Genomic DNA, 12,129 nt, shown 5'->3' with positions numbered 1-12,129 from the left:
ACGCCCAGATTTAACTGAGAGGTGCGGGGAATAATATCCCCCATCGACTCAACCACATCCTGACGTTGCCGCTAGCCTCAACAATCTAGCGGTACTCTACTACTCTCAAGGAAAATACAGCGAAGCCGAACCATTATACCTGCAAGCTTTAGAACTAAGGCGACGCCTCCTAGGTAAGGAACATCCTGATGTTGCAGAAAGCCTCAACAATCTAGCGGTACTCTACTACTCCCAAGGAAAATACAGTGAAGCTGAACCCCTGTTTCTGCAAGCTTTGGAACTAAGGCGACGCCTCCTAGGAGAGCAACACCAGGATGTTGCTGAAACTTTCAACAACCTGGCAGTATTCTACCGTTCCCAAGGAAGATATAGCGAAGCCGAATCCCTGTACCTGCAAGCTTTAGAACTAAGGCGACGCCTGCTGGGAGAAGAACATCCTCTTGTTGCACTCAGCCTCAACAACCTAGCGAGACTCTACAACTCCCAAGGCAGATACAGCGAAGCTGAACCCATGTACATCCAAGCTTTGGCACTTTGGCGTCAGTTACTAGGAGAAGAACATCCAGATGTCGCCACTGGCCTTAACAACCTAGCAGGACTCTATCGTGACCAAGGCAGATATAGAGAAGCCGAACCCCTGTACATCGAAACTTTGGCACTCAGGCGGTTGCTGCTGGGAGAAGAACATCCATTTGTTGCCGCTAGCCTCAACAACCTAGCAGGACTCTACTACTCCCAAGGCAGATACAGCGAAGCCGAACCATTGCATGTCCAAGCTTTGGCACTCAGGCGGTTGCTACTAAGAGAAGAACATCCAGATGTTGCAGAAAGCCTTAACAACCTAGCGGCACTCTACCGTGATCAAGGCAGATACAGCGAAGCTGAACCCTTGTACCTGCAAGCTTTGGATATTTTTGAGCGACAGTTAGGGATAAATCATCCAAATGCTGTTACTGTTCGTGGAGGTTTAGCAAATCTTCGCGATCGCCTCTCTCAAAATCCAGAATAAGCTAGTTTTGTGCAAAGCGTACCGTGATAAAACTGAAAAGTGCGATCGCCTAGACTAAAATTAATATTGAATAAGTAAAAATGCCTGATTACTTATTCAAAAGCAGCTTTTACTTTCTCAAAAGCAGCTTTTAATCTCGCATTTCAGTGTTTTCCACAAACAAAAGCAGCTTTTTCTTCTTCAAAAGCAGCTTTTAATCTCGCATTTTAGTGTTTTCCACAAACAAAAGCAGCTTTTAATCTCGCATTTTAGTGTTTTCCGCAAACAAAAGCAGCTTTTAGTCTCACATTTTAATGTTTTCCGCAAGCAAAAGCAGCTTTTTCTTTCTCAAACCCCAGTTTACTTTCTCATTTGAGTAATTCACGCATTCATTTTGCTATATCATTGAGCCAAAAGCTAACGATGCTCTAGAAAAGAAGTGTAAATAGACAAGCGATGTTTACGACGGGCTACTCGGCGTCGCTATTATAAAGTTGTCAATGATAAAGAGCAATTGTCCCCACAACAAAAAATTAGCTACGATAAATCATATAATTATATTCACAAACACAGAAATGTTAATTACATACACTGCAAAATATACAAAAACTAATAGCGGATATATGGGACAACTCATTGAATGGCAAGAAGTCATCACAGAAGGAGAAACCATAGAAGAATGTAGGGCTATGTTGCAAGATGCAACAAAAGAAATGATTCTTGCCTATCGTCAACAAAATAAGGAAATTCCTACAGGTGGTTTTTTACTCGAACAAATTCCTATAGAGGTTTGAGTGTGTCAGTCAAACGAAAATAGCTAATTAAATACTTAGAAGAGAATGGCTTTTATTTATTAAGGGAAGGAGGAAATCATTCTATATATACTAATGATATAAAAACTCTTCCTGTAAAACGGCATCGTACCATTGATCGGATTACTGCTAATGAAATATGTAAACAAGCAGGTTTATCACCTAATTTTTAACTGCCACTCAGAACCGTCGAATGTAATGAAATTTTGGGCAGCTTGTAAACTCAGTGAAGGCGACTATTTGCAAGTTAAAGAAAAACTATTTGCTCCAGAAACGGTTGCCAGTTTATATGCCAAAATCAAAGAATATCAAGATAATGAGACTCTACTTTAAAGTGTAAATCTACAAGCGATCGCTCTTAAAGACGCGATAAATCGCCGTCTCTACAAAAAAAGATTCATTCTTGTAAAGACGGCGATTTATCGCGTCTCTTGCCTTAACGGAAACGTATTGGATTATAAAGTATACTTGCCATCAATAAATATTACTCAAACCTTGAAGTTTCAACTTATGATAGCCTCACCCCAACAAAACTATCTTACTGCTGAAGAATACCTCCAAATGGAGGAACAAAGCGATATCAAGCATGAATACATCGATGGCTACATCTACGCAATGGCTGGAGCGCTAGATCCACACGTTACCATTGCTCTTAACCTGGCATCTCTCCTCCGTAATCATGTGCGCGGTTCTGGCTGTCGTGTTTACATCGCTGACATGAAAGCCCGAATTGAATCTCTGAATCGCTTTTATTATCCCGATGTGATGGTTACTTGCGATCCACGCGATCGAGAAACGACAGGTTATAAAAGATTTCCCTGTTTAATTGTGGAAGTTTTATCTAATTCTACCGAAGCTTTTGATCGGGGGGATAAATTCGCTGATTATCAAACACTGGAAAGTCTGCAAGAGTATGTTTTAATTAATACAAAACGTCAGAGAGTTGAGTGTTTTCGCCGCAATGAGCAAGGGTTGTGGGTTTTACAATCCTATACAGCAGAACATCAATCATTTCGACTCAACAGCGTGGATTTTGAGGAAACAATGGCAGCACTTTACGAAGATGTGGTTTTTGAATAATCAACTCATGATTGGGTATGCTACACAATTTTTAGTAAACTAAATATCTATTAATATCTTCAAGGCTTCCTAACCCGGCGGAGGCATTGAGCAAAACAGACACAATTGATTGCATAAAAGTTATGGCGCTCATAGTTCAGAAATACGGTGGTACATCTGTCGGTTCAGTGGAACGCATTCAAGCTGTCGCACAGCGTGTTTATAAAACTGTCCAAGCTGGAAACTCTCTGGTAGTAGTGGTTTCGGCTATGGGCAAAACCACCGATGGACTCGTCAAACTAGCTAATGAAATTTCTCCAAATCCTAACCGCCGGGAAATGGATATGTTGCTTTCTACTGGCGAACAAGTAACCATTGCCTTACTCAGCATGGCTTTGCAGGAACTCGGACAACCCGCAATTTCCATGACTGGCGCTCAGGTAGGAATTGTTACCGAAGCTGAACACAGCCGCGCTCGGATTTTGCATATTGAAACTACTCGCCTCAGTCGCCACATAAATGAAGGTAAAGTAGTTGTAGTAGCTGGCTTTCAAGGCACATCCAGCGTCGGAGAGATGGAAATTACGACTTTGGGGCGTGGTGGTTCCGACACCTCAGCAGTGGCGATCGCAGCCGCATTAAGAGCGAATTTTTGCGAAATTTATACAGATGTTCCAGGTATTCTCACTACAGACCCCCGCTTGGTTGCCGAAGCCCAGTTGATGGATGCCATCACCTGCGATGAAATGTTGGAATTAGCTAGCTTGGGCGCAAAAGTGCTGCATCCCCGTGCTGTGGAAATTGCCCGTAACTACGGTGTTCCCCTGGTAGTTAGGTCTAGCTGGACAGATCAACCAGGTACTTGGGTGACATCAGCCAAACCCCAAGGGCGATCGCTAATCAATCTAGAAATTGCCCGTCCAGTGGATGCTGTAGAATTTGACACTGACCAAGCAAAGGTCGCTTTGTTGCGCGTTCCCGACAAACCAGGTGTTGCAGCTAGGTTATTTGGCGAAATTTCTCGGCAAAAAGTAGACGTAGATTTGATTATTCAGTCAGTTCATGAAGGTAACAGTAATGACATTGCTTTTACTGTCACCACACCAATATTAAAACGGGCGGAAGCAGTAGCAACAGCGATCGCCCCAGCACTGAGAAGTCAATCTAACCCCAAGTTGGAAGAAGCCGAGGTAATGGTAGAACATAACATTGCCAAAGTTAGCATCGCAGGCGCAGGAATGATTGGCCGCCCTGGTGTCGCGGCAAAGATGTTCGCTACATTAGCTGAGGCTGGCGTGAATATTCAAATGATTTCCACCAGCGAAGTGAAAGTAAGTTGCGTAGTCAATGCCACAGAATGCGATCGCGCCGTCTTAGCACTCCGCGCCGCCTTTGAGATTGAGGCAGAGGAGCAGGGAGCAGGGAGCAGGGGAGAATTCCTCACTCCTAACTCCTCACTCCTAACTCCTCACTCCCCACCTCCCGTTCGCGGTGTCGCTCTCGATATGAATCAAGCGCGTCTTGCTATTCGCCAATTGCCAGATCGTCCAGGGATGGCGGCAAAGTTGTTTGGATTATTAGCGCAACATAATATTAGTGTTGATATGATTATCCAATCTCAGCGTTGTCGCGTAATTGATGGTGTTCCCAGACGAGATATTGCTTTTACAGTCTCACGGATCGATGGGGAAAATGCCAAAAAAATGCTTACTCAAGTAGCGGCAGAGTTAGGATGGGGTGAAGTTGTTTTAGATAGTGCGATCGCTAAAGTAAGTATTGTTGGTGCAGGGATGGTAGGACAACCAGGTCTTGCCGCTAAAATGTTTGAAGCTTTAGCCCAACAAGAAATCAATATTCAAATGATTGCCACCTCAGAAATTAAAATTAGTTGTGTTGTGGCGCAAGAGCAAGGTGTTAAAGCTTTGCAAGCCATTCATGCAGCCTTTGAACTGGCTGGTAGCGAGAAATTTGTCGTACCAGCGTAAAATCTTAATCAAAAGCACATTCACCCTAAATCCCTCTCCCAAGCTTGCTACGGTGTACACACAAGTCCTAAAAACCTAGCTTGATAAGACTTTCCTCGTTCCCAGTCTCCGACTGGGAATGCATTCATTGAGTCTCTGACTCAATATATGATTGGAGGCAGAGCCTCCACGAGGAGCATTCCCATGTAGAACATGGGAACGAGGTAAACGAGATAAACGAGATAAACGAGATAAATATACACGCCGTAGCAGCCGGCGCATCGCTCTCATTTGAAGTTGCTTAATAAATAAATATTTATATTTTAAAATCAGTAATAATAACACGTAAGCTATAATCGAACAATTTATTAGACTATAATTTTATATTGATGAATAGTCATTTACTAGATGGACATTATCAAATACTAAAAGTTCTCAATGATGGGGAAAAAGAGAAAACCTATCTAGTTGAAGATGTTAATCTTAATGGCCAAGAATTTATAGTAAAGCAATTATCTCTTCCGAATAGCAATCCTCAAGCTTTAACCATCCTAGGTCGCTTGTTTGACAGTAAGGCAGCAACTTTAGAAAAACTCGGACAAGAACACGATAAAATTCAAAAGCTCATTGGTTCTTTTGAAGAAAATGAAGAATTTTATCTAGTCCAAGAATTCATACCCGGTAATCCTTTAACTGACGAAATTATCCAGGGACAACTTCTCAAGGAAGACCAAGTAATTAGTCTTTTGTCAGAGATATTAGAAACTTTGGTTATTGTACATAGCTATGGCATAATTCATCGAAATATTACACCAGCAAATATTATTCGCCGGGAATCAGATAAAAAATTAGTTTTGATTAATTTGGGTACTTTTAATGAAGCGATCGCTAATACTGTTGAAAATTCCGAGTATATGCCGATAGAGCAAATTAACGGCAATCTCAAATACAACAGTGATATATATGCTTTAGGTCTTGTTGCGATCGCAGCACTGAAAGGTTTACCTACAAAGGAAATATCTAATTTGCGAAGTCAGAAAAATAAGCTGACAGGTGAAATAGTTTGGCGTGACAAAAATCTCAAAGTTAACAGAAAGTTAGCAAAAATTATTAATAAAATGGTGCGTTTTGACTATCGGAAGCGCTACCAGTATGCAACGGAAGTTTTAGACGACCTGAAAAAGTTAATCAATGTTGATGACAATCAACAAAAACAGCATCAGAAAAAATTATTACTAGTTCTAGCAGGGATAGCTGGCTGTATTACCCTTAGTGTTGCAGCTTGGCAATTTAGATTGCCAAAACTTGTAAGTAATGCTCAAAAGACATTATATCAAGAGGGTGTAAATAAATATGAGTTAGGAAACTATGAAGGAGCAGTTGAAGATTTCAATCAAGCTATTAAATTAGATCCGCAAAACGCTTTAGCCTATAATAGGCGGGGTGATGCTTATTATCGATTAGGAGACTACGAGCAAGCACAAGCAGACTCTAGCCAAGCTATTGTGCTTAATCCTCAAGATGCTAATGCCTATTTTGACCGAGGATTTGCTTTTTCGGCGTTAGGCAAATACAAAGAAGCGATCGCAGATTATACTCAAGCAATTAAGTTAAATTCTAAAGATGCTTATGCTTACTATGGACGAGGATTAGCTCGCGCTCAATCGAAGGATAATAAAGGTGCAATTGAAGATTTTAGCAAAGCGATCGCTCTTAAACCCCAGTATACTGAAGCCTACTTGCAACGAGGTATTCTTCGCCGTCGCGTCAAACAAAGACTTGAAGCAATCCAAGATTTTGATAAAGTAATTAAGATTAATCCTAGTGATGCTAAAGCTTATTATCAAAGGGGTTTAACTCATTCTATTAATAAACAAAAATCTGAAGCAATTAAAGATTACACAGATGCAATCAACATCAATCCAAAATATATAGAAGCTTATCTGAATCGTGGTGATATTTACAGCGATCTGGGAAATAAAGTAGAAGCGACTGAAGATTACAACACTATTTTACAGATCGATCCTAAATTCATTGCAGCTTATATTCACAGAGGGATTCACCGCTTTTCTTTTGGAGATTATAAAGGCGCGATTGAAGATTACACCGCAGCGCTAAAACTAGATACTAATAATGTAGCAGCTTATAACAACCGTGGTAACGCTTATCTCGAACTGGGAAATAAAAAAGCTGCAAATCAAGATTATTCACGAGCGATCGCAATTAACGCTAACAATGCCTTAGCCTATTATAATCGGGGCGTGATTCGCACCAAGCAGAAAAATAAACTGGGTGCGATCGCAGACTTCAAAAAAGCTGCAAAACTCTTCCAACAGCAAGGGGAACAAGATAGTTATCAAGATGCACGGCGGGAAATTGCAATTCTGCAAAATAATTCAGCGCCAGCGCCAACTACGCGCCCTAAATCTGGGAAAATAGAAAAAAATTGAGTTACCACTCAATATAGTGTTGACTATCAACAGTCAAAACTCTTAGAGGATGTCTGAAAACTTTCTGGTGTTGTATTCGAGACTTGTAGATCCCCCTAAATCCCCCTTAAAAAGGGGGACTTTGATTCCAGTTCCCCCCCTTTTTAAGGGGGGCTAGGGGGGATCAAGCGAAATATTGAATACTTCTCAGATATCCTCTTAGAGAGTGATTGTGCTATTTAAATGTGTTTTATTTTACAAATTTACGACTATTACTTTATCAAGCTAGTTTTGATGGTTTGTAGTAAGCACTTTAGTGCTTATAAAACAAGGACTAAAGTCCTGATTAATTTCCATGAGTCACAGCATCTTATTACGACTCAACTAGGATTGCTATATGCTAATTCTCCTGACTTTTTATCCAGATAACCTGGAAATATTTACTCATAGAGATGTCGATACGGTACTGAAAAGAATTGATGGTTCTCACAATATTTGGTTGCGTTGTGTTCACTTCCGCGATCGCACTGGAACAGCTAGAATTATCAAGCACTTTGGACTCAATCCATCTCGTGTCAACATGATTTTCAACCATTCCCCTGTAGGAATTGATGAAGACGTAGAAGATTGTTTATTTGATAGCTATGAAATTCTAAGTTCTCAAATAAAAAATAATGAGTTTGAGGTTGTGCGTGGTAACATTGTAGTTGGAAATAATTTTATCATAACTTTTGAAATCACAGAACTAAAAATTTTAACTATTTTAGCTAATAATCTCCAAAAACGAACTCTAGATATTCAACAATTGGGAATCGACTATCTTTTTTATCTCATATTTAAAGATATTTTGAATAATTACGAAACTGTATTTACCTATATTTCTAGAAAACTTGATGATTTAGAAGATGAAGTGTTAGACAATTCTGGTGATGAATCAACGTACCAAAAAATTGCCACAATGAGGCAATCTACTCGTTCTGGACGCCGGAATTTTCAAAGTATCAAGTTACTTATGGCTATTATGGATAATGAAGATTTCCAATGGATCGGCCAGCCAGTAAAAGAGTTATTCAATCAAGAATTGGTTCATCACGTTGATAAACTATGGCAAGAATATCAAGCTCTAAGAGCCTGGATGTCAGAATTGATGGAAATTCAACGCGATAATATTGCTAGCAAAACAGGCGAACGAATTAATCGCCTAACTATCCTTTCAAGTATATTTTTACCAATCACTTTTCTGTCTGGTTTCTATGGTATGAATTTCAAATATATGCCGGAATTAGAACAACCTTGGGCTTACCCTGTGGTGATCTGTATGATGGCATTAATTGTGATTGGCAGTATTGCCTATGCTAAAAAACAACGTTGGTTGTAGTATCTATAAAGTTATGAATAAAAAGATCCCCGACTTCTTAAAGAAGTCGGGGATCTGAGTCTGTCAGTGGAAAGGAAATCAAATAGGATTACTATTATATATATTTTCAGGAAGTAAACTCAATCAACCTTAAATCGGTAAAAAAACGTGAACCTACCATTGATTATTCGTGCTGAAGAACATAACAAAAAAACAGCAATTGTGACGGATGGAGCATTTACCTATCAGGATTTGCTACACACTTCCAGTCAAATAGCAACAAGTCTTCTTCAAAACACAGAAGATTTACAAGAGCAGCGAGTTGCCTTTCTCATTCCGCCTGGGTTTGAGTATGTAGCCACTCAATGGGGAATTTGGCGGGCTGGTGGCATAGCTGTACCTCTGTGTGTTTCCCACCCACGCCCAGAATTAGAGTATGTAATTACTAATTCTGGAGCATCGATTATTATTGCTCATCCTAATTTTGAGGGTATACTGCGTAGTTTACCGCCGCAGGCATCGCTAGCCCAAGAACACAATTTGAGATTTATCCTCACCTCAGAAACGCTCTCAAATAATATTAGTCGCCTCCCAGAAATAGATATCACTAGACGCGCCTTAATTCTCTACACTAGCGGTACAACTGGTAAACCCAAGGGTGTAGTTACAACTCACCAAAATATTCAAGCGCAAGTGACTAGCTTAAACACCGCTTGGGAATGGACATCGAATGATCGCATTTTACATATCCTGCCACTACATCATATTCATGGGATTATTAACGTACTAACTTGTGCTTTATGGGTTGGGGCGGAGTGCCATATATTGAGCAAATTTGATGCAGAAACCGTTTGGAACCGAATTTGTGACGGTGACTTAACCTTATTTATGGCAGTACCAACAATTTATGTGAAACTAATTGCGGCTTGGGAAACTGCCTCTAAGGAACGCCAAAAAATCATGTCAGAAGGCTGTGCTAAAATGCGCCTGATGGTTTCTGGTTCGGCAGCATTACCAGTTCAAGTTTTAGAAAAGTGGCAAACCATCAGCGGCCATTTTTTGCTTGAGCGCTATGGTATGACTGAAATCGGCATGGCGCTATCGAACCCTTTACACGGTGAACGATTGGCTGGATATGTCGGGAAGCCACTACCTGAAGTTGAAGTGAGATTAGTGGATGAGAACGGGGAGTTAGTTCCAGGCGAAACCCCAGGAGAAATCCAAGTTAAAGGCCCTGGAGTGTTTCTCGAATATTGGCAAAACCCTGAAGCAACCGCCAAAGCCTTCCAATATGGCTGGTTCCGTACTGGAGATACCGCCGTAATTGAGAACGGCAACTACCGAATTCTGGGACGGATGAGCGTGGATATCATCAAAACTGGAGGGTATAAAGTTTCCGCTTTAGAAATTGAAGAAGTGCTAAGAACCCATCCAGATATTCAGGAATGTGCAGTGGTTGGGGTTGCTGATTTAGAATGGGGTGAACGGGTGTGTGCCGCGTTAGTATTGCAAGGTTCACAACCTTTAACATTACAAGCTTTCAGGAATTGGGCAAAAGAGCGATTGGCTGTTTATAAAGTGCCAACCCAAATTTTGATAGTTGAAGAATTACCGCGCAACGCGATGGGGAAAGTTACTAAGCCGACAGTGGTTGAGCTATTTTGCTGATAGCGATCGTCACAGAATTTTGGATTTTAGATTTTAAATTCAAAAGAGCAATCAAGTGAAATCGACCTATGAGTAAATACTTGTCGGGTTTTGGGAAAAAGGGAAAGAAAAAACCTTTAACCCAACCCCAGTAACCTTTTCCCCAAACCAAATTCTGAATTCAAAATGCACAAAGCCAGTAGTATTGACCTATGAGTGACTTAGTTTTTCTACCCGCTCATCAACTTGCTCAGATGATTCGCGATCGCCAAGTCTCTGCTGTCGAAGTGTTCGATGCTTACCTGGCGCAGATTTATAAACACAACTCAAAACTGAATGCAATTTGCACCTTAGACGAAGACAATGCTCGTACTAAAGCAAAGCTTGCAGATGAAGCCCTAGCTAGAGGAGAACACTGGGGCGCTCTGCACGGTGTCCCAATCACAATCAAAGACATTTTTGAAACAGTAGGACTACGTACCACAGCAGGTTACATTCCTCTTAAAGACTACATTCCTCAACAGGATGCCACCGTTGTTGCCAGACTGCGGAAAGCAGGAGCCGTTATCCTGGGAAAAACCAACATGGCAGAACTGGCTGGTGATTTTCAAAGTACAAATTCTCTGTTTCCACGGGTAAATAATCCCTGGAATCTTGACTATACAGCAGGTGGCAGTTCTGGAGGTAGTGCTGCTGCTGTTGCAGCCGGACTTTCAGCATTAGATATAGGTAACGATATTGCAGGTTCCGTGCGCCAACCTGCAACTTTCTGCGGCGTGTATGGCTTAAAGCCAACAGATCGCCGTATTTCTACCGCCGGAAGTATCCCTGAAGTACCGGGAATGCCGCTATGCTTGCGACAAATGTTGACTATTGGCTGTTTTGGGCGATCGCTCGAAGACATTCGCCTTTGTTTCTCGCTGATCGCGGGTGCGGATTTGCGTCGCCCAGATGTGCCACCGATTCCCCTTGATACTCCATCAGGCAAGTCTTTGCAGGATCTTAAAATTGCTTGGATTGATGAATGGGTGGAAGTTCCCGTTGCTGCCCAAATTCGAGCCGCAATACAGACAGTCGTGCAAAAACTCGCTCAAACAGGTACTTATATTGAACGCTGGGTTCCCAAAGATTTCGATTTATCGACAGTGTGGAACCTCTGCGGACGGATGGAAGCATACATCAACAACTACGCCCAACCCAAGGATCGCTACAATGTGCTACGCAGCTTAGAATTACTTTTTCGCACGGCAACTCAAGGCGACAAAAAATTGCGAAAATTGGGAAATTTCAGCAGCTTTCTGCCAGAAATTTTTAATCCCAGCTTAAGAGGATATTTCGAGACACTCACCGAGCGCGATCGCTTCATTGCCCAAATCGATGAAGCTTTAGAACCGTGGGATATATGGCTCACTCCTGTGACAGCAACTCCTGCATTTACCCATTGTCCGGCTTGGAACGCCATTGATATTGAGGGTAAATCCTATCCTCATGCGGTGGCAAACGGAGCTTACACTATGCCATTTAATCTCAGTGGTCATCCGGCGGTGGTGATTCCTATAGGGCAAACTCATAATGGTTTACCGATTGGAATCCAAATTATTGGCAAACGATGGCGCGAGATGGAGTTGCTAGCGATCGCTCAAGAACTTGACAAAGTGGTTGGTGATTTCCGGCATCCATTGGGGTATTGAAGAATGGCAGCAATTAAACTTCACCGTTATACCCTTTGTACACCCTACGAACTAATGGGAATGAGTACGCCGAAATAACAAATGGGTACTCCGAAATAACAAATGAGTACTCCGAAATAACAAATGGGTACTCCGAAATAACAAATGGGTACTCCGAAATAACAAATGGGTACTCCGAAATA

General features: G+C 41.5%; 9 protein-coding genes and 1 pseudogene. All 10 read left to right on the top strand.

The window, feature by feature from the left end:
- Positions 1 to 55: 55 nt before the first annotated feature.
- Positions 56 to 1,009: pseudogene (locus RMX69_RS21185) on the top strand (tetratricopeptide repeat protein); the annotation flags it as partial.
- 554 nt (positions 1,010 to 1,563) lie between these two features.
- Complete coding sequence (locus tag RMX69_RS21180; RefSeq protein ID WP_322638633.1) at positions 1,564 to 1,782, top strand: type II toxin-antitoxin system HicB family antitoxin; 219 nt, start codon at positions 1,564 to 1,566, stop codon at positions 1,780 to 1,782.
- A gap of 26 nt (positions 1,783 to 1,808) precedes the next feature.
- Positions 1,809 to 1,973, top strand: coding sequence for a type II toxin-antitoxin system HicA family toxin (locus RMX69_RS21175; RefSeq protein WP_322638638.1), 165 nt, complete (start codon positions 1,809 to 1,811; stop codon positions 1,971 to 1,973).
- Positions 1,933 to 2,133 (top strand): hypothetical protein, encoded by a 201-nt coding sequence (locus tag RMX69_RS21170; protein WP_322638632.1) that lies wholly within the window; start codon positions 1,933 to 1,935, stop codon positions 2,131 to 2,133. The genes RMX69_RS21175 and RMX69_RS21170 overlap by 41 nt, the downstream gene beginning before the upstream one ends.
- Before the next feature lie 177 nt (positions 2,134 to 2,310).
- On the top strand, positions 2,311 to 2,880 hold the full coding sequence (locus tag RMX69_RS21165) for a Uma2 family endonuclease (RefSeq protein ID WP_322638631.1): 570 nt from the start codon (positions 2,311 to 2,313) through the stop codon (positions 2,878 to 2,880).
- Between the two features lie 122 nt (positions 2,881 to 3,002).
- On the top strand, positions 3,003 to 4,844 hold the full coding sequence (locus RMX69_RS21160; protein ID WP_322638630.1) for an aspartate kinase: 1,842 nt from the start codon (positions 3,003 to 3,005) through the stop codon (positions 4,842 to 4,844).
- 368 nt (positions 4,845 to 5,212) lie between these two features.
- Positions 5,213 to 7,273: a tetratricopeptide repeat protein gene (locus tag RMX69_RS21155; protein ID WP_322638629.1), complete on the top strand. Its 2,061-nt coding sequence runs from the start codon at positions 5,213 to 5,215 to the stop codon at positions 7,271 to 7,273.
- Positions 7,274 to 7,649: 376 nt separating this feature from the next.
- The gene (locus RMX69_RS21150; protein ID WP_289794877.1) at positions 7,650 to 8,630 is read left to right on the top strand and encodes a magnesium transporter CorA family protein; all 981 of its coding nucleotides are present in this window, start codon (positions 7,650 to 7,652) and stop codon (positions 8,628 to 8,630) included.
- Positions 8,631 to 8,777: 147 nt separating this feature from the next.
- A complete protein-coding gene (locus tag RMX69_RS21145) occupies positions 8,778 to 10,277 on the top strand; it encodes an acyl-CoA synthetase (RefSeq protein ID WP_322638628.1) in 1,500 nt (499 codons plus the stop codon).
- Positions 10,278 to 10,468: 191 nt separating this feature from the next.
- Positions 10,469 to 11,947 carry an amidase gene (locus tag RMX69_RS21140; RefSeq protein WP_322638627.1) on the top strand — a complete coding sequence of 493 codons (1,479 nt, stop codon included), beginning with the start codon at positions 10,469 to 10,471 and terminating at the stop codon, positions 11,945 to 11,947.
- Positions 11,948 to 12,129 lie beyond the last annotated feature (182 nt).

It is taken from the genome of Nostoc sp. EspVER01, from assembly GCF_034530635.1.
GTDB lineage: Bacteria > Cyanobacteriota > Cyanobacteriia > Cyanobacteriales > Nostocaceae > Nostoc.
Note: the sequence above shows the minus strand (reverse complement) of the source record. Positions and strands in the feature narration are given on the sequence as shown.

Excerpts from the sequence above, each read along its gene's own strand:
- RMX69_RS21180 (WP_322638633.1), top strand. The coding sequence starts at position 1,564 with ATGTTAATTACATACACTGCAAAATATACAAAAACTAATAGCGGATAT.
- RMX69_RS21170 (WP_322638632.1), top strand. The coding sequence starts at position 1,933 with ATGAAATATGTAAACAAGCAGGTTTATCACCTAATTTTTAACTGCCAC.
- RMX69_RS21165 (WP_322638631.1), top strand. The coding sequence starts at position 2,311 with ATGATAGCCTCACCCCAACAAAACTATCTTACTGCTGAAGAATACCTC.
- RMX69_RS21160 (WP_322638630.1), top strand. The coding sequence starts at position 3,003 with ATGGCGCTCATAGTTCAGAAATACGGTGGTACATCTGTCGGTTCAGTG.
- RMX69_RS21155 (WP_322638629.1), top strand. The coding sequence starts at position 5,213 with ATGAATAGTCATTTACTAGATGGACATTATCAAATACTAAAAGTTCTC.
- RMX69_RS21150 (WP_289794877.1), top strand. The coding sequence starts at position 7,650 with ATGCTAATTCTCCTGACTTTTTATCCAGATAACCTGGAAATATTTACT.
- RMX69_RS21140 (WP_322638627.1), top strand. The coding sequence starts at position 10,469 with ATGAGTGACTTAGTTTTTCTACCCGCTCATCAACTTGCTCAGATGATT.